At 70.8% G+C, this 18101-nt stretch carries 14 protein-coding genes; 4 read left to right on the top strand and 10 right to left on the bottom strand.

From position 1 onward, the window contains the following. Positions 1-40 precede the first annotated feature (40 nt). Positions 41-2299 (top strand): tetratricopeptide repeat protein, encoded by a 2259-nt coding sequence (locus ABZ822_RS12725; RefSeq protein ID WP_360851261.1) that lies wholly within the window; start codon positions 41-43, stop codon positions 2297-2299. Positions 2300-2410: 111 nt separating this feature from the next. On the opposite strand, the gene rpsD is transcribed toward ABZ822_RS12725, so the two are convergent. Then, positions 2411-3022 carry a 30S ribosomal protein S4 gene (gene rpsD, locus ABZ822_RS12720; protein WP_360851258.1) on the bottom strand — a complete coding sequence of 204 codons (612 nt, stop codon included), beginning with the start codon at positions 3020-3022 and terminating at the stop codon, positions 2411-2413. Positions 3023-3077: 55 nt separating this feature from the next. Here rpsD and ABZ822_RS12715 point away from each other — a divergent pair, with 55 nt between their 5' ends. Further along, on the top strand, positions 3078-3986 hold the full coding sequence (locus ABZ822_RS12715) for a DUF2470 domain-containing protein (protein ID WP_360851255.1): 909 nt from the start codon (positions 3078-3080) through the stop codon (positions 3984-3986). 184 nt (positions 3987-4170) lie between these two features. Here ABZ822_RS12715 and ABZ822_RS12710 read toward each other — a convergent pair whose 3' ends face one another. From ABZ822_RS12710 to ABZ822_RS12695, 4 genes are all read right to left on the bottom strand, one after another. After that, positions 4171-5691: a replication-associated recombination protein A gene (locus ABZ822_RS12710; RefSeq protein WP_360851252.1), complete on the bottom strand. Its 1521-nt coding sequence runs from the start codon at positions 5689-5691 to the stop codon at positions 4171-4173. A 160-nt stretch (positions 5692-5851) separates the two neighbouring features. Then, on the bottom strand, positions 5852-6505 hold the full coding sequence (locus ABZ822_RS12705) for a vitamin K epoxide reductase family protein (protein WP_360851249.1): 654 nt from the start codon (positions 6503-6505) through the stop codon (positions 5852-5854). A 263-nt stretch (positions 6506-6768) separates the two neighbouring features. Next, the gene (gene hisS, locus ABZ822_RS12700; RefSeq protein ID WP_360851246.1) at positions 6769-8031 is read right to left on the bottom strand and encodes a histidine--tRNA ligase; all 1263 of its coding nucleotides are present in this window, start codon (positions 8029-8031) and stop codon (positions 6769-6771) included. An 11-nt stretch (positions 8032-8042) separates the two neighbouring features. Beyond that, positions 8043-8756 carry an MBL fold metallo-hydrolase gene (locus tag ABZ822_RS12695; RefSeq protein WP_360851243.1) on the bottom strand — a complete coding sequence of 238 codons (714 nt, stop codon included), beginning with the start codon at positions 8754-8756 and terminating at the stop codon, positions 8043-8045. Positions 8757-8897: 141 nt separating this feature from the next. Between ABZ822_RS12695 and ABZ822_RS12690 the strand changes: the two genes are divergently transcribed. Continuing rightward, a complete protein-coding gene (locus ABZ822_RS12690; protein WP_360851240.1) occupies positions 8898-9725 on the top strand; it encodes a peptidylprolyl isomerase in 828 nt (275 codons plus the stop codon). Between the two features lie 135 nt (positions 9726-9860). Continuing rightward, a complete protein-coding gene (locus tag ABZ822_RS12685; protein ID WP_360851237.1) occupies positions 9861-11090 on the top strand; it encodes a DUF349 domain-containing protein in 1230 nt (409 codons plus the stop codon). Positions 11091-11163: 73 nt separating this feature from the next. On the opposite strand, the gene ABZ822_RS12680 is transcribed toward ABZ822_RS12685, so the two are convergent. The 5 genes from ABZ822_RS12680 to yajC all read right to left on the bottom strand — a co-directional run bounded on the left by ABZ822_RS12680 (position 11164) and on the right by yajC (position 18073). Continuing rightward, positions 11164-13698: a bifunctional (p)ppGpp synthetase/guanosine-3',5'-bis(diphosphate) 3'-pyrophosphohydrolase gene (locus ABZ822_RS12680; protein ID WP_360851234.1), complete on the bottom strand. Its 2535-nt coding sequence runs from the start codon at positions 13696-13698 to the stop codon at positions 11164-11166. A gap of 216 nt (positions 13699-13914) precedes the next feature. Further along, the gene (locus ABZ822_RS12675) at positions 13915-14469 is read right to left on the bottom strand and encodes an adenine phosphoribosyltransferase (protein ID WP_360851231.1); all 555 of its coding nucleotides are present in this window, start codon (positions 14467-14469) and stop codon (positions 13915-13917) included. Further along, positions 14466-15593 (bottom strand): protein translocase subunit SecF, encoded by a 1128-nt coding sequence (gene secF / locus ABZ822_RS12670; protein ID WP_360851228.1) that lies wholly within the window; start codon positions 15591-15593, stop codon positions 14466-14468. The genes ABZ822_RS12675 and secF overlap by 4 nt, the downstream gene beginning before the upstream one ends. Before the next feature lies 1 nt (position 15594). Then, on the bottom strand, positions 15595-17388 hold the full coding sequence (secD, locus tag ABZ822_RS12665) for a protein translocase subunit SecD (RefSeq protein ID WP_360851225.1): 1794 nt from the start codon (positions 17386-17388) through the stop codon (positions 15595-15597). A 160-nt stretch (positions 17389-17548) separates the two neighbouring features. Then, positions 17549-18073 carry a preprotein translocase subunit YajC gene (gene yajC / locus ABZ822_RS12660; RefSeq protein ID WP_360851222.1) on the bottom strand — a complete coding sequence of 175 codons (525 nt, stop codon included), beginning with the start codon at positions 18071-18073 and terminating at the stop codon, positions 17549-17551. Positions 18074-18101 lie beyond the last annotated feature (28 nt).

Here is an 18101-nt window from a genome sequence, read left to right as displayed (position 1 = left end):
ATTGTACGGTGCGCATATATGCGAGTACTCTCCGTTTGTCATGCGACGCTCCACCCGACAGGGCACCGCCCCGTACGGCCCTTGCGATCCCGCTCCCGGCAATCTCCCCGCGGAACTGAACTCGTTCGTGGGCCGGAAGGCTGAACTCGCCGAGGTGGGACGCCTGCTGAAGCGGTCCCGGATGGTCACCGTGACCGGTGTGGGCGGGGTGGGGAAGACCCGGCTGGCCCTGCGGGCCGCCCTGCTGGGGCAGGAACGCTTCTCCGACGGCGTCTGGCTGGTCGAGCTGTCCTCGGTGCACGATCCGCATCTGCTGGAGCACGCGCTGGCCGAGGCGCTGGGGATGGCCGCACACGCCGCCCGGCCTCCGCGCACCGCGGTCGCCGAGATGCTGGCCGACCGCCAACTCCTGCTCCTCCTCGACGGTTTCGAGCACATCGCCGATGACTGCGCGACCCTCGTCCGTGACCTGCTCCGGCGCGCACCGGGCCTGACCGTCCTCGCGGCCGGGCGGCGGCCGCTGGGCGTGCCGGGCGAGCAGACCTTCCCGCTGTCGCCCATGCCCGCGCCCGCGCCCGTACGCTCCTCCCCCGCGACCGTGACGACGACCGCGACCACGCCACCGGCCGCCCGGGACGCGCCCGCGCTCTTCGCCGAACGCGCCGCCTCCGTCCTGCCCGGGTTCGGGATCACCGACGACAACCGGTGGGCGGTCGCCGAGTTGTGCCACCGGCTCGACGGCATCCCGCTCGCCCTGGAACTGGCCGCCGGGCGGCTCCGCGCGCTCTCCCTGGAGCAGATGCTGCAGCGGCTCGACGACCGCTTCCGGCTGCTCACCGGCGGCGGCTTCGCCGGCCTGCCGCGCCACCGGACGCTGCGCACGGCGATCGGCTGGAGCCATGAGCTGTGCTCCCCGCAGGAGCGGCTGCTGTGGGCCAGGCTCTCGGTGTTCGCCGGCCACTTCGACCTGGACGCGGCCGAGTACGTCTGCTCCGGCACCGGGCTCGCGGCCGACGATCTCCTCGATGTGATCGCCGAGTTGGTGGCCCAGTCCATCGTGGTCCGCGAGGACACCGCGACCGGGGTGCGCTACCGGATGCTGGAGACGGTACGGGCGTACGGGGCGTCCTGGCTGGAGGCGACGGGCGACGCCACACGGCTGCGCCGGCGCCACCGCGACTGGTATCTGGGGCTGGCCACCTGGTGCGAGCTGGAGTGGTTCAGCCCGCGGCAGGCCGAGGTGGCGGCCAGGATCGACGCGGAGCTGAGCAATCTGCGGGTCGCGCTCGAATTCAGCCTGGAGGGCAGCGACGACGCGCACATCGGGCAGCACCTCGCCGGCAGCCTGTGGTTCTACTGGGTCGGCTGCGGCCACGTGGCCGAGGGCCGCCACTGGCTCGACCGGGCGCTGGAGCTGGAGAGCGGGCACGAGGAGTCGCGGCTGAAGGCCCTGTGGGTGCTCGCGTACGTGGCGCTCCTCCAGGGCGACGCGATCGGCGCGATCACGGCGCTCCAGGAGTGCGGCGACGAGGCGGAGCGGACCGGCAACCAGCTCGCGGCGGCGTACGCGCTGCACCGCTCCGGCTGTCTCGCTCTGGTCACCGACGACATGCCGCGCGCCGAGGAACTGCTGCGCACGGCCCTGGCGCGCTACCGGGAGATCGGCGAGCTGAACAGTGACGTGCTGATGGGGCAGGTGGCCCTGGGCATCACGGTGGCCTTCCAGGGCGATCTCGCGGCCGCCGTCGCGCTGTGCGAGGAGGTCCGCCAGGTCTGCGAGGACCACGGAGAGCGCTGGACCCTGGCGTACGCGCTCTACGTCCTGGGCTATGCGGCCTGGACGCGCGGCGAGAGCGCCGAGGCCCGCAGGCTGCTGGAGGAGTGCCTCGGCATCGATCACGCCTTCCGTGACCTGGTGGGGGCGGTGACGGCCATCGAACTGCTCGCGCTGTTCACGGCCGAGGAGGGCGATCCCGAGGAGGCGGCCGTACTGCAAGGGGCCGCGGGGCAGCTCTGGCGCTCTGTCGGGTTGCCGCTGTTCGGCTCGCGGTACTTCAACGCCCCGCACCAGCAGTGCGAGCAGCAGACGCGGGAGGCACTGGGCACCGAGCGGTACGAGGAGTGCCTGTCCGAGGGGGCGCGCCTCGACCTGGACGCGGTGGTCGCGCGAGCGCGCCGCGGGGACGGCGGCCGTACCCGGCTGCCGGTGCAGCGCGGGGAGGACCGGGCCGATTCGTCCTCGGTCACGCACGAACCCGCCGCCTCCCCCTCCGCGAAGGGCGGGGAGACGGCGGGCTGAGCCGTGCGCGCGCACGGCCCGCACGAGCGGGCCCTGCGCGGGCGGGCGCCGGAGCGGTGACGCGGGCTGCGCCGCCGGTCTCCGGCACTGCCGGGAGTGTCTACGCCTGGATCAGCGGGCGTAGTACTCGACGACGAGCTGCTCGTCACAGATCACCGGGACCTCCTTGCGGTTCGGCTCCCGGTCGAGGCGGAAGGCGAGCGCCTTGAGGTTGACCTCCAGGTAGCGCGGGGTCTCGCCGTCGAGGGCGTAGCCACCCTCGCGGGCCACCTGGAAGGGGTGCTTCTCGCGGCTGCGCTCGCGGACCATGACGACGTCGTCCGGGGTCACACGGAACGAGGGCTTGTCGACCTTGCGGCCGTTGACCTCGATGTGACCGTGGACGACCATCTGACGGGCCTGGTAGATCGTGCGGGCGATACCCGACCGCAGGACGAGCGCGTCCAGACGGCGCTCGAGCTCGATGATGAGCGCTTCGCCCGTCTTGCCGCTGACCTTCCGAGCGCGGTCATAGGCACGGGCCATCTGGCGCTCGCTGATGTCGTACTGAGCGCGCAGACGCTGCTTCTCGAGCAGACGGACCTTGTAGTCACTGTTCTGCTTGCGACCACGGCCGTGCTCGCCGGGCGGGTAGGGACGGGCCTCGAAGTACTTGACCGCCTTCGGGGTCAGGGCGATGCCGAGCGCCCTCGACTTCTTGACCTTGGGACGCGACTGGTTCACGTGGAACGAACCTCCGTGTAAGTTAGGTGAGGCTTACCTTAGCGGAGGAGAACGCATGTTTCGACCTGGGAGCCCCCTGCCCAGCACCGGCCGCGCCGCGGAATCGACGACGGACAGCGCAAGGCCGGGTCAGCCGCGCCCCTTGGACGAGACTCGACAGCCGACGGCCGCCGAGCGTGTACGAACCCTCGTGGAGTCGAACGCCTCGGCCGCACTGTGCATTCCGGGTGCGGACCTCGACGAACTGGGCGCCGCAGCGCCCGCGGCACGCGCCGTCACACCGGACGGAGACGTACTGCTGCTGGTGCCTGGGGACTCCCCCGCTGCTCGCGCAGCGGCCCATGCACAGGACGACGACCTGACGGCAGTGATCGAGATCACCGACGTCGCGCCGGTCGCCGTACCCCATCGTATCCGGGGCCGCGGGTGGGTCGGCGGGTGGCTCACTCCTGTACGGAACGAGGACCGTGCGGACGCCGCGATGCTGCTCGCCGAGCACCACCCCGTGGGCCAGATCCTGGGGATCGGCGAGGCCCTGCGGGAGAACCCGGGAGCCGGGGAGTACGGCCGTCCCGCCTGGATGCTGCTGCGCCTGGAACTCGGGGAAGCGGCGGTCGACGATCTGTGGGGCGCGGAGTCCGTGGAGCCCGAGGAGTTCGCGGCGGCCGCCGCGGACCCGCTCGTACGCCACGAGGCCGAGCTGCTGCAGCATCTCGCGGCGGCCCACGGCGACCAGGTGCGGGGACTGTGCGCCCTGCTGGGCGAGCGCTCGGAGGGGGACTGCGGGCTGCGGGAGCGGGCCGTGCCGGTGGCGCTGGACCGCTTCGGCCTGCGCGTCCGGTTCGCCGACGCGGCCGACCGGCCCTTCGACGCCCGCTTCGACTTCCCCGAGCCGGTCGCGGACATCGCGGAGCTGCGCCGGGCGATGCACCTGCTCTTCGAGGCCGCGCTCGAGAGCGAGTGAACGACGGCGGTCCAGGCCGCCGTTGAACGGCGGCCCGGCCGCTGGGGCCGTGGTCCGCGCGGGGGCGGGCCGGGAGTCGCGCAGACCCCGGGCGCCGGGCCCCGGGGCACGGAGCGCCGCCCAACCGCCGTGCCGCGGCCAGGCCTCGGGGCCGGAGCCAGGGCCAACTGCCGCGCGGGGACGGTCAGTCGGACGTCCGAGGCGTCCCGTCCCCTGCGTCCTCGCCGCCGTCCTTCTCGGCGCCCTGACCGCCGTCCTTCCTGGGCGCACTCTCGCCGCCACTCGTCTTCGCCGCGCGCTCGCCGCCGTCGCCCTTCGGGGCGGCCGGAGGCGGGGCGTCCACGGGGCGCGTGGGGGCTTCGCCCCGCAGGCGGGCCCGCACCCGCTCCACCACGTCGGCGTACCGGGCCTCCGCGCCGTAGCGCGTCGGCTCGTAGTAGCGCTTGCCGTGCAGGGCGTCCGGGGCGTACTGCTGGGCCGCGATACCGCCCGGCACGTCGTGCGGATAGACATAGCCCTGAGCGTGGCCGAGCTTCTTCGCGCCCTTGTAGTGGCCGTCCCGCAGATGCGCGGGCACCGGGCCCGCCACCCCCGCGCGTACGTCCGCGAGCGCGGCGCCGATGGCCGTCGTGGCGGCGTTGGACTTCGGCGCCAGGGCGAGGGCGATGGTGGCGTGGCTCAGCGTGAGAGCCGCCTCCGGGAAGCCGATCATGGCCACGGCCTGGGCGGCCGCCACCGCGGTCTGCAGCGCGGTCGGATCGGCCATGCCGATGTCCTCGCTGGCCGAGATCATCAGCCGGCGCGCGATGAACCGCGGGTCCTCCCCCGCGTCGACCATCCGCGCCAGATAGTGCAGGGCCGCATCCACGTCCGAGCCGCGGATGGACTTGATCAGGGCGCTCGCGACGTCGTAGTGCTGGTCGCCGTCGCGGTCGTACGTCACGGCGGCACGGTCGACGGCCTCCTCCAGCGACTGGAGCGTGACCTCCTCCTCACCCTTCGCGAGGGCCGAACCGGCGCCCGCCTCAAGGGCGGTGAGCACCCGGCGGGCGTCCCCGCCCGCGATCCGCAGCAGATGCGCCTCGGCGTCCTCGGGGAGCCGGACCGCGCCGCCGAGCCCGCGCTCCTCCTCCAGCGCCCGGCGGACGAGACGGCGCAGGTCCTCGTCGGTGAGTGACTCCAGCGTCAGCAGCAACGAGCGGGAGAGCAGCGGAGAGATGATCGAGAAGTACGGGTTCTCGGTGGTGGCGGCGATGAGCGTGACCCAGCGGTTCTCCACCGCGGGCAGCAGGGAGTCCTGCTGGGCCTTGCTGAAGCGGTGGATCTCGTCGAGGAAGAGAACGGTCTCCTTGCCGTAGCCGCCCGAGGCGCGGCGTGCACCGTCGATGACGGAGCGCACCTCCTTCACGCCCGCCGTGATCGCCGACAGCTCCACGAAGCGCTTGTTGGTGGCCTGGCTGACGACATAGGCCAGGGTCGTCTTGCCGGTGCCGGGCGGACCCCAGAGGATCACCGAGGAGGGGCCCGCGGGCCCGCCGTTCCCCTCGCCGACGAGGCGTCTCAACGGCGATCCGGGGCGCAGCAGATGCTGCTGCCCCACCACTTCGTCGAGGGTCCGGGGGCGCATCCGCACGGCGAGCGGACTGGCGGCCGGATCCTTCTCGCGACGGTCCTCTTCGGCTGCGGTGAACAGGTCGGGCTCCACGTCCGGAAGCGTATGTCACCCCACTGACAACGCCGCCCGGAACCGGCCGGGACCGGCCAGGAGCGGCCTGCTGCGGCACGCCTGAGGCCCGGGACGGCGACGCCGTCCCGGGCCTCAGGGTGAGATCTGCCGGCCCCGCCGAGGGGCCGCGCCTGCGGGCTCAGCCTGTCCAGAAATCCCACCAGCGGGTCAGGATCATCATCCCGATGATCCCGATCCAGACCACCGGCGGGACCCAGTGGAACTCCGCCAGCCCGCGCCGGAGCCCTTCGGGCGCCGGGAGGAAGCCTCGCTCGATGTTGAACTTCGTGACGTAGCAGAACATCACGATGGTGGCGACCCAGGCCAGGCAGCACCACAGGCACAACGAGCCGATGACGTACAGCGACTGGTACTGGAGCCAGGTGCAGAAACCGACGCCGAAGAGCGTGCCCGCGTTCAGCCCGAGCCAGAACCAGCGGCGGTACCGGGCGCCGGCGACCAGCGCCATGCCGATGGCGATCACCATGCCGTACGTGACGAGCCCCAGCATGGGGTTGGGGAATCCGAAGGCGGAGGCCTGGTCGCTCTCCATGATGTTGCCGCAGGAGACGATCGGGTTGAGGCTGCACCCCGGCGTGAACGTCTTCCCCTCGGCCTTCGCCTCGAGGATCTTGTTCTTGTCGAGCGTGATGACCCAGGCCGCGAGGAGGCCCGCCGCTCCCGTGATCACCAGCAGCCAGGCGAAACCGCGGCTGCTGCCGACGGCATCGCGACTGCCGTGCTCCCGGTCGTCCCTCTCGGTGGACACGTCGTCAACCACTGTCGTCGCCATATCGCCGTTTCCGTCGCTACCGAAGATTCCGCCTACCGGACACGCACATTGTGCCGCAGTTCGGGCGCCCGCAGGGCGTCGCCCACCGGACGAGTGACCGTGCGCACCCATGGTTGCCCTGCGCGCGTTCGATGAACGTAAGGATCCGCATACCCGGACACACCAGCCGGGGCAGCGGGACTCACCAGCCGGGGCACCGGGACTCACCAACCGGGCGGAAACGGACGGCCCACCGCACTCCGGCGGGCCGCCGCCCTGCCCTGTCAGACGAGCTTCCGCCGCAGCTCCGCGACGATCTCGCCCAGCGCCACCGGCGCCTGCTCGCCGCTCTGCAGATCCTTGAGCTGCACCCCGCCCTCGGCGAGATCGCGTTCGCCGGCCACGATCGCGTACCGCGCACCCGACCGGTTCGCGGACTTCATCGCGTTCTTCAGGCCCTTGCCGCCGAACGCGAAGTCCGTCGGGACCCCGGCCCTGCGCAGCTCGGTGACCACGCCGAACAGCGTGCGGCGCGCCTCCTCGCCCAGAGCGACCGTGAACACCTGGGTGGAGGCGGGTACATGGAGCTCCACGCCCTCGGCCTCCAGCGCCAGCACCGTACGGTCCACGCCCAGCGCCCAGCCGACCGACGGCAGTTCCGGGCCGCCGATCATCTCGGACAGGCCGTCGTACCGGCCGCCGCCGCCCACCGCGGACTGCGAGCCGAGGCCGTCGTGGACGAACTCGAAGGTGGTCCGCGTGTAGTAGTCCAGGCCCCGCACCAGCTTGGGGTCGTCCTCGAACTCCACGCCCGCCGCCGTCAGCAGCTCCCGCACCTGCTCGTGGTACGTCTTGCACGCCTCGCACAGGTGATCCCGCATCATCGGCGCGCCGGTGAGCTGCTTCTGCACCGCCTCCCGCTTGTCGTCGAGTACGCGCAGCGGGTTGATGTCGATGCGTCGGCGGGTGTCGTCGTCGAGGTCGAGACCGCGCAGGAAGTCCTGGAGCGCGGCGCGGTAGACCGGCCGGCACTCCTTGTCGCCCAGCGAGTTGAGCAGCAGCCGGAAGGTGCGCAGGCCCAGCGACTTGTACGCGTCGACCGCCAAAATGATCAACTCGGCGTCCAGCGCCGGGTCCTCGGCACCGATCGCCTCTGCGCCGACCTGCGAGAAGTGACGGTAGCGCCCCTTCTGCGGCCGCTCGTAGCGGTAGTACGAGCCGGAGTACCAGAGCTTCACGGGCAGGTTGCCCGCCTTGTGGAGGTTCGCCTCCAGGGCGGCGCGCAGCACGGACGCGGTGCCCTCCGGGCGCAGCGCCAGCTCGTCACCGCCCTTGGTGGTGAAGGCGTACATCTCCTTGGTCACGATGTCGGTGGACTCCCCGACACCGCGCGCGAAGAGCTCGACGCTCTCGAACCCGGGGGTCTCCACATAGCCGTACCCGGCCCGCCGCAGCGGAGCGGCGAGGGCCTCCCGTACGGCGAGGAAGGTCTCGGACACGGGCGGGATCAGGTCGTACGTGCCCTTGGGGGCCTTGAAGGTGCTCACGGAAGAAGTCGTCACATTCCTCGTCGCGGAGCGGCAGTTCCGCCGTCTCCGAGGCCGGCCGCCACCTCCCGCAGGAACGGGTTGGTGGCGCGCTCGCGGCCGATGGTCGTCTGGGGGCCGTGGCCGGACAGCACCACGGTCGAGTCGTCGAGCGGCAGGCACACGCGGCCCAGCGACTCGAGGATCTCGGCGTGGTCGCCGCCGGGCAGGTCGGTGCGTCCGATGGAGCCGGCGAACAGCAGGTCGCCCGAGAAGAACACCGACGGGATGTCGGAGGTCTCGGGCATCCGGAAGGTCACCGACCCCTTGGTATGGCCGGGCGCGTGCGCGACCGAGAACTCCATGCCGGCCAGCTCGAGCGCCGAGCCGTCGGACAACTCCCGTACGTCGTCGGGCTCGCCGATGGTCAGGTCCCCCAGCAGCGGCAGTCCGATCGACCGGCCCAGCGCCTTCTCGGGGTCGCTCATCATGTAGCGGTCCTCGGGGTGGATCCATGCCGGGACGTCATGGGCGCCGCACACCGGGACGACCGAGGCGACATGGTCGAGATGACCGTGGGTGAGGACGACGGCGACGGGCTTGAGTCGGTGCTTCTTCAGCGTCTCCTCGACCCCTTCGGTGGCCTCGTGGCCCGGGTCGATGATCACGCACTCCTCGCCTGCGGCAGGGGCGACCAGGTAGCAGTTGGTCCCCCAGGCTCCGGCAGGGAACCCGGCAATCAGCACGTTCGTTCCTCAGTGTCGTCCGGCATCAGCAATCTGAGCAGTTCAGAGCCTACCGGCGACGTACGGGCCACAGCGAACCCGTATTACCGTACGGCTGACATCACGCCCGCAAGGCGTACGACGCATGCGAGGAGAGGCCCGGTGGCCACGAAGGACCAGCGGCGGCGGCAGCTCGCCCGGGAGAAGTTCCAGCGGCAGCAGCAGCGGCGTTCCGTGCAGCGGCGGAAGATGCGGCTGCGCAACGTCGTGATCGCGGGAGGCCTGGCGGCCGTACTGGCGGCGGGTGCCGCGGCGTACGCGGTCAGCGGCTTCGGCGGCGAGGACGAGAAGAGCGACAGCGCGTCCCCGTCCGCCTCGCCCACGGCCAAGGACCCCTGCGCCGAGCCCGCCAAGGGCTCGCCCGGCACCCAGCAGTGGAAGAAGGAGCCGGCGCTGACGATCGACTCGTCGGCCGCGTACACGATGACGTTGCGGACCACCTGCGGCGACATCGGCATCGCGCTGGACGCCGCGAAGGCGCCGCGCACGGTGAACTCCTTCAACTTCCTGGCGGGCAAAGGGTTCTTCGACCACACCAGGTGTCACCGCCTGACCACGGGCGGTATCTACGTCCTGCAGTGCGGCGACCCCAAGGGCACCGGTCAGGGCGGCCCCGGCTACACGATCCCGGACGAGAACCTCAAGGACCCGAAGCTCAAGGGCAAGGTGTACCCGGCGGGGACGGTCGCGATGGCCAACCAGTACGACGCCCGGTCGAAGAAGGGGCGCAACACCGGCGGCAGTCAGTTCTTCCTCGTGTACCAGGACAGCCGGCTACCCCCCGACTACACGCCGTTCGGGACGATCAAGGCCGGCCAGGACGTCCTGAAGAAGATCGCCGACGCCGGGGCCACCCCGCCGGACGCCGCTCAGAACACCGCGCCCAACGCGACAGTTGTGATCGACAAAGCCACCGTAAGCAAGTCCTGACACGCGCGAACGTCAAATTTCGGTCGTGCTGGATGCGGACAGCCGACCCATGGTTCGCCTATGTTGGCGGTGACGAAACTGTGGACGATGCCCGTGGGCTGCACCCCCGCGCGAGCATCATGTGGAGGAGGCGCTGTGACCAGCGACCCATGGGGACGCGTCGACGAGGCGGGGACCGTATACGTGCGGACGGCCGACGGTGAGAAGGTCGTCGGATCGTGGCAGGCGGGATCACCCGAAGAAGCGCTCGCCTACTTCGAGCGGAAGTACGACGGGCTCGTCGTCGAGATCGGCCTCCTCGAGCGCCGGGTGCGGACCACCGACCTGTCCGCGAAGGACGCCACGACCGCGATCGAGCACCTGCGGGAACAGGTTGACGCGCACCACGCGGTCGGCGATCTGGACGCCCTGAGGAAGCGCCTCGACAAGCTCACCGGCGACGTCGATGCGCGCCGCGAGCAGCGCAAGGCGGCCAAGGCGCGGCAGTCGGAAGAGGCTCGTGCGTCCAAGGAGCAGCTCGTCGCCGAGGCCGAGGAGCTTGCGGCCAGCGAGCAGTGGCGGGCCGCCGGTGAGCGGCTGCGCGGGCTGGTCGACACCTGGAAGAGCCTGCCCCGTCTGGACCGCAAGACCGACGACGAGCTGTGGCACCGCTTCTCGCACGCCCGCTCGGCGTTCTCCAAGCGCCGCAAGGCGCACTTCGCGGCGCTGGACGCGCAGCGCGAGGACTCCCGGCGGATCAAGGAGAAGCTCGTCGCCGAGGCGGAGGGGCTGTCCGGATCCACCGACTGGGGTCCGACCGCGGCGCGGTACCGCGAGCTGATGCAGGACTGGAAGGCCGCGGGGCGTGCGCAGCGCGACGCGGAGGACGACCTGTGGAACCGCTTCCGCGGCGCCCAGGACATCTTCTTCCAGGCCCGCGGGGAGGTCTTCGCCGAGCGCGACGCGGAGCAGCGGGAGAATCTGGGCCGTAAGGAGGAGCTGGCGGCCGAGGCCGAGAAGCTGCTCCCCGTCACCGATCTCAAGGCCGCGCGGGCCGCCTTCCGCTCGATCAACGAGCGGTGGGAGGCCGTCGGCCACGTACCGCGGGACGCGCGTCCCAAGGTCGAGGGCCGGATGCACGCGGTGGAGCGTGCGCTGCAGGACGCCGAGGAGAGCGAGTGGCGGCGTACGAACCCGGAGGCGCGGGCCCGCGCCGAGGGTCTCACCGGGCAGCTCCAGGCCGCCGTCGACAAGCTGGCCCGGCAGGTCGACCAGGCGCGTGCCGCGGGCAACAACGCCAAGGCGGACAAGCTCGCGCAGGAGCTGGAGGGCCGTCAGGCGCTGCTCGACCAGGCGCTCAAGGGCCTGCACGAGTTCGGCGGTTGAGCCGCTGACCGACTGCGAAGTGAACGGCCCCGGCGCCTGAGCGCCGGGGCCGTTTCCCATGTGGGCCTGTCTTCTACGGCCTGCGGGCCGAGGTCACGCGGTACACGTCGAACACGCCCTCCACACCCCGTACGGCCTTCAGCACATGGCCGAGATGCTTCGGGTCACCCATCTCGAAGGTGAAGCGGGAGATGGCGACCCGGTCGCGGGAGGTCTGCACCGCCGCGGACAGGATGTTGACGTGCTGGTCGGACAGCACGCGCGTGACGTCCGAGAGCAGGCGGGAGCGGTCCAGCGCCTCGACCTGGATGGCGACCAGGAAGACCGAGGACTGGGTGGCGGCCCACTCGACCTCGAGGATCCGTTCGGGCTGCTTGGACAGTGAGTCCACGTTGACGCAGTCCGCGCGGTGCACCGAGACGCCGTTGCCGCGGGTGACGAAGCCGATGATCGGGTCACCGGGCACGGGCGTACAGCAGCGGGCCAGCTTGACCCACACGTCGTCGACGCCCTTGACGACAACGCCCGGATCGGCGCTCGACCGGCGCTTGGTACGGCGCTGGATCGGCGGCGCGGTCTCGGCGATGTCCTCGTTGGCCGCCTCCTCGCCCCCGAGGGCCTGCACCAGCTTCTGCACGACGTTCTGCGCGGAGACATGGCCCTCGCCGATCGCCGCGTAGAGCGCGGAGATGTCGGGGTAGCGCATCTCGTGCGCGAGCGTCACGAGCGAGTCGCCGGTCAGGATCCGCTGGATCGGCAGATTCTGCTTGCGCATGGCCCGGACGATGGAGTCCTTGCCCTGCTCGATCGCCTCGTCGCGGCGCTCCTTGGAGAACCACGCGCGGATCTTGTTGCGGGCGCGCGGGGACTTGACGAAGCCGAGCCAGTCGCGGGACGGCCCCGCCCCGGGCGCCTTGGAGGTGAAGACCTCCACCAAGTCGCCGTTGTCCAGGGTCGATTCGAGCGGCACGAGCCGCCCGTTGACCCGTGCTCCTATCGTGCGGTGGCCCACCTCGGTGTGCACCGCGTACGCGAAGTCGACGGGGGTGGCACCGGCCGGAAGCGCTATGACGTCGCCCTTGGGCGTGAAGACGAAGACCTCGTTGCGGGAGAGGTCGAAGCGCAGCGACTCCAGGAACTCGCCCGGGTCCTCGGTCTCCTTCTGCCAGTCCAGCAACTGCCGCAGCCACGCCATGTCGTTGACGGCGTCGTCCTTGCCGGCCTTGCTCTTCGGGGCGTCGCTGCGGACCTTGGACGCGCCGGACGTCGCCTCCTGCTTGTACTTCCAGTGGGCGGCGATGCCGTACTCGGCGCGACGGTGCATGTCGAAGGTACGGATCTGCAGTTCGACGGGCTTGCCGCTGGGCCCTATCACCGTGGTGTGCAGCGACTGGTACATGTTGAACTTGGGCATCGCGATGTAGTCCTTGAACCGCCCCGGCACCGGGTTCCACCGCGCGTGGATGGTCCCGAGCGCCGCGTAGCAGTCGCGGACGGTGTCGACGAGGACGCGGATGCCGACCAGGTCGTAGATCTCCGCGAAGTCCCGGCCGCGGACGATCATCTTCTGGTAGACGGAGTAGTAGTGCTTCGGGCGGCCCGTGACGGTCGCCTTGATGCGGGCGGCGCGCAGATCGCTCTGCACCTGGTCGGTGACGACGGCCAGATACTCGTCGCGCTTGGGCGCGCGCTCGGCGACGAGCCGCACGATCTCGTCGTACATCTTGGGGTAGAGGATCGCGAACGCGAGGTCCTCCAGCTCCCACTTGATGGTGTTCATGCCCAGCCGGTGCGCCAACGGGGCGTAGATCTCCAGGGTTTCGCGGGCCTTCTTCTCCTGCTTCTCCCGCTTGAGGTAGCGCATCGTGCGCATGTTGTGCAGGCGGTCCGCGAGCTTGATGACCAGGACGCGCGGGTCCTTGGCCATCGCGACGACCATTTTGCGGACGGTCTCGGCCTGAGCCGCCTCGCCGAACTTGACCTTGTCCAGCTTGGTGACGCCGTCCACGAGCAGGGCGACCTGCTCACCGAAGTCGCGGCGCAGGGTGTCCAGGCCGTACTCGGTGTCCTCGACGGTGTCGTGCAGCAGCCCCGCCATCAGGGTCGCCGGGTCCATGCCCAGCTCGGCCAGGATGGTGGTCACGGCGAGGGGGTGCGTGATGTACGGGTCGCCGCTCTTGCGCTTCTGGCCGCGGTGCCAGCGCTCGGCGACCTGGTACGCCTTCTCGATCTGGCGCAGCGTCCCCGACTCGATCTTCGGGTCGTTGCTCCGGACGATGCGCAGCAGCGGCTCGAGCACCGGGTTGTACGGGCTGGAGCGCTGCACACCGAGGCGGGCCAGGCGGGCGCGCACGCGGTTGGAGGAGGCCGACCTGGCGGCGGGACCCTGCGTCGGGCGCCCCGCGGCGGAGGACCCGTTGGGCCCGGTGGCAGCGGCGGCCGGACGCTCGGCGGCGGGCGGCTGCGGGCCGGAGACGGGGGCCTCGGCGGCGGGGGTGCGCGGGGCGGCCTCGGAGGCGGTCTCGGCAGACCCGTCTCCGGCCGCGGCGGTCTCGGCTGCGGGCTGCTCCGGTTCCGCGGCGGTCAGCGGCTGAGCCTTGTCGGGCAAGAGCACTCCTCGGGTGGGCCCCTCCTCGCGAGGGCATGCCAGGAGGGTTCGTCCGGCCTCCGATCAGGACCGGAGAACCCCCATGGTATCGACCCGAGGCGTGAAGCAAGTCGGCAGTCCGCCACCGGCGCACGACCGAGGGGCGGGGACCCGGTTCTCCCGGGTGCCCGCCCCTTCGCGCGGCGATGCGCTCCTACGGTCGGTGTGCGCGCCGTCTCACACCGTGATCAGCGCCTCCAGCGGAGCGTCTCCCAGGGCCGGGGTGACGCGCTCCCGGCCGGGGAGGAAGCCCAGCTCCATCAGGACCGCAAGGCCCGCGACGCCTGCACCGGCGCGGCGGATCAGCTCCAGCGAGGCCTCGGCCGTACCTCCCGTGGCCAGCACGTCGTCGATGACCATGACCCGGTCGCCCGGCTCCAGGTCCTCCGCGTGCACCTCGATCTCGGCCGTGCCGTACTCCAGGTCGTACGCCTGGGCCAGGGTCGCGCCGGGCAGCTTGCCCGCCTTGCGCACCGGGACGAAGCCCAGTCCGGCCCGGAGCGCCGCCGGCGCCGCCAGGATGAAGCCGCGCGCCTCCAGACCGACGACCTTGGTGGCGCCGTGCCGGACGCACAGCTCCGCGAGCGCCTCGGTGAGGGCCCCGAAGGCCGCCGGGTCGGCGAGCAGCGGGGTGATGTCCTTGAACAGCACACCGGGCTTGGGATAGTCCGGCACATCACGGATACGGGCGAGAAGAAGGTCCTGCAGCGCCTTCTGCTCCACCGCGGTCACCGGCGCTTGCCCGACGGGCGTCCACGGCGGCCGCCGCCGCTGCGGGGCGCCGGACGGCTGCGCTGGCCGACCACGGCCGCCTCGCCGCCCGTGAGGGCCTCCTCGGCCGCGCCGTCACCTTGGGCGTCCTCCGGCTCGTTCTCCGCCTTGGCGGCGGCGGAGGCACGCTTGGCGCGCACCCGCTTGGCCAGGGCCTTCATCTTCGGCTCGCGCTCCTTGAGGTCGGCGACCAGCGGTGTGGCGATGAAGATCGAGGAGTACGCACCGGCGGCCAGACCGACGAACAGCGACAGCGAGATGTCGTTGAGCATGCCGCCGCCGAGGACACCGCCGCCGATGAACAGCAGACCGGCGACCGGCAGCAGCGCCACGACCGTGGTGTTGATGGAGCGCACCAGGGTCGCGTTGAGGCTGCGGTTGGCGATCTCGCTGTAGGTCCAGCGGGTCTGCTTGGTGATGTCCTTACTGGCTTCCTTCAGGCCGTCGAAGACGACGACGGTGTCGTAGAGGGAATAGCCGAGGATGGTGAGCAGACCGATGACCGTGCCCGGTGTGACCTCGAAGCCGACGAGGGCGTAGATGCCGACGGTGATCGTGAGGTCGTGGATCAGCGCGATGAGGGCGGCGATCGCCATGCGCCACTCGAAGGCGATGGCGAGATAGACCACCACCAGGGCCATGAAGATCCCCAGGCCCAGCCAGGCCTTGTTGGCGATCTGCTCGCCCCAACTCGGGCCCACCAGTTCGGCGTTGATGTCCTGCGCCTTGAGGCCGAAGTCCTTCGCGAGCTCCTCGCGGATCTTGTCCGCCTGCTGCGTCTCGACCTCGCTGATCTGGATGCGGAGGATGCCGTCGCTCCCCAGCTCCTGCACGATCGCCTGGTGTCCGGACGCCGTCTCTGCGGCCTCCTGGGCCTCGGCGACCGAGATGCTGGACTTGGGCGTGGTGAAGACCGCGCCACCGGAGAACTCGATGCCCATGTTCAGGCCGCGGACCCCGAGCCCGACGATGGCGGTGATGGTGATCAGGACGGACAGGCCGTACCAGATCATCCGCTTGCCGACGAAGTCGTAGCCGACCTCACCGCGGTAGAGCCTGGCGCCGATACTGCCGAGTCGCGACATCTCACGCCTCCTTGGGGTCGGTCGGAGCACCGGAGGTACGACGGCTGCGGCGCAACGGGGGTTTGGCGCCGAGCCGCTTCGGGTCCAGACCGGACCAGGGATGGCCGCTCGCGAAGAACTTCCGGCGGGCCAGCAGCGTCATCAGCGGCTTGGTGAAGAGGAACACCACGACCACGTCGAGCAGCGTGGTGAGGCCGAGCGTGAACGCGAAGCCCTGCACCTTGCCGACCGTGACGACGAAGAGCACCGCCGCGGCGAGGAACGACACGAAGTCGGACACCAGGATGGTGCGCCGGGCACGCGGCCAGCCCCGCTCGACCGCGGGCCGGAGCGTTCTGCCCTCGCGGATCTCGTCGCGGATGCGCTCGAAGTACACGATGAACGAGTCCGCGGTGATACCGATCGCCACGATCGCACCGCAGACCGCCGGCAGGTTCAGTGCGAAACCGATACCGGGTCCGAGCAGCGTCATGATCGAGTAGGTGAGGGCCGCGGAGACCAGCAGACTGAGGATGGCGACGAGCGACAGGCCTCGGTAGTAGATCACCAGGTAGAGGACGACCAGCGCGAGACCGATCGCACCGGCGATCAGACCGGCCTTGAGCTGCTCGCCACCGAGCGCGGGCGAGACCGTGTCCACGGCGGACGTGTCGAACGTCAGCGGCAGCGCACCGTAGGACAGGACGTTCGCCAGGTCCTCGGCGCTCTGCTGGGTGAAGCTGCCGGAGATCTCGGCGTTGCCGCCCGTGATCGCGTTGTCGACGCCGGGCGCCGAGACGACCTCGCCGTCCAGGACGATGGCGAACTGGTTCTGCGGCTGCTGCTTGCCGGCCAGCTTGCCGGTGGAGTCCGCGAACTTCTTCGCGCCCTTGTCGTTGAAGTCCAGCGTCACGACCCAGCCGGAGCCGCGGGTCTGGTCGAACTGGGCCTTCGCGGCATCGACGTCGACGCCCTCGACGTCCGCCGGGCCGAGCGCGTACTTGACCGACCCGTCTTCCTCGCACGCGACGGTGGGCTGGTCGGGCTTGCTGCCCAGGCCCGCATTGGCGCGCTTCTTCGGCGTGGAGCAGTCCAGCGCGTTCAGCTTCTTCTGCAGATCGGCCGGGATGGCGGTGCCGGGCTGCGGCTGGGGGGCCGGCGGCTGCGACTGCGAGGGGTTGCCGGACGGAGAGGGGGCCGCCTTCGCCGCGTCGCCCTTCGGGGCGTCGTCGGCCTTCTTCGGGGCGTCGTCGGCCTTCAGCGCGTCGGTGACGGCGCGGCCCTGGGTCGTCGGGCTCGAAGAGGGCTCGTTCGAGGGCTTGGCCTGCTCGTCGCTCTTCTTCTGGTCCCCGCCCTTGGCCTTGTCCGGGGCCTTGGGGCTGGCGCTCGGCTCAGGCGTCTTCTTGCCCTGGGCCGCGGTCAGCACCGGGCGGAAGAAGAGCTGGGCGGTGGTACCGACCTGTTCCCGCGCCTGCTTCTCGTTCGTCCCGCGCGGGATGTTGACGATGATGTTCTGGTCGCCCTGCGTCTGGACCTCGGCCTCGGACACACCCAGACCGTTGACACGGCGGTTGATGATGTCGACCGCAGTGTTCATGTTGGTCGGGTTGATCGCGTTCTTCTCGCCGGGCTGGCTCTTGGCGGTGAGCGTGATGCTCGTGCCGCCCGCAAGGTCGATGCCCAGGCGTGGCTTGGTGTGCCCGGAGAGGAACATCCCCCCGGTGAGCGCCACCAGGGCGATCAGAATCAGTGCCAGGGCACGCCCCGGCCTGCCCTGGGCCCCGGAGGGCTTACGGCCCTTCTTCGGTGCTGCCACCTTCTCGTTTCTCCCTGTCCAACCGCCCCCGTATCAGATGTACGGAGGCGGCCACGAAGTCTTGTGGGGGTCGGCGCCCCGCCGATGCCCGACCGTCCCGGAACCGCGCCGGGCACCCCGTTCGGTGCGGCGTTCGGTGCGGCGCGGTCCCGGAGGCGGGCTACTTCGCGTCGGCGTCGCCGTCCTTCTTGCCGTCCTTGGCCTCGGCGGCACCCTTGGTGCCGGCCGCCGCGTCGGTGCCGTCCTCGGCGTCCTCGTCGGACTTGCCGAGGTCGATGCGCGGCTTGTCGCCGTCGGCCGAGGCGGGAGCTCCGTCGGAGATCAGCGAGGAGGCGTCGTCCGGGACGACCGGGCCATCGGTCTTCACAGGACCGTCGACCTTGAGATCGTCGTCGGACTCGATGCCGTGGACGATGCGGTTGTACTCGGAGTCCTCGAGAACCGCACCCACGGCGTTCTTCGCGTAGATCGCGTGGACGCCTGGAGCGACCTCGAGAAGGACCGTGTCGTCACCGACCTCCTTGACCGTGGCGTACATGCCACCGATCGTGCGGATGCCGGTACCGGGCTGCATCTGGTCACGCATGTTTGCGGCCTGGCGCTGCTTGTTCTTCGCAGACCGGGTCATCAGGAACATGGCCCCGATCAGCACGAGGAACGGGAGGAAGAGACCGACGTTATTCACGGGACGAGGTTTCCTTCGCACGACCGCA

The sequence above is a fragment of the Streptomyces sp. NPDC047108 genome, assembly GCF_040643575.1.
Lineage (GTDB): Bacteria > Actinomycetota > Actinomycetes > Streptomycetales > Streptomycetaceae > Streptomyces.
The sequence above is the reverse complement of the archived record's forward strand: the minus strand, read 5'-3'. Positions and strand labels throughout refer to the sequence as shown.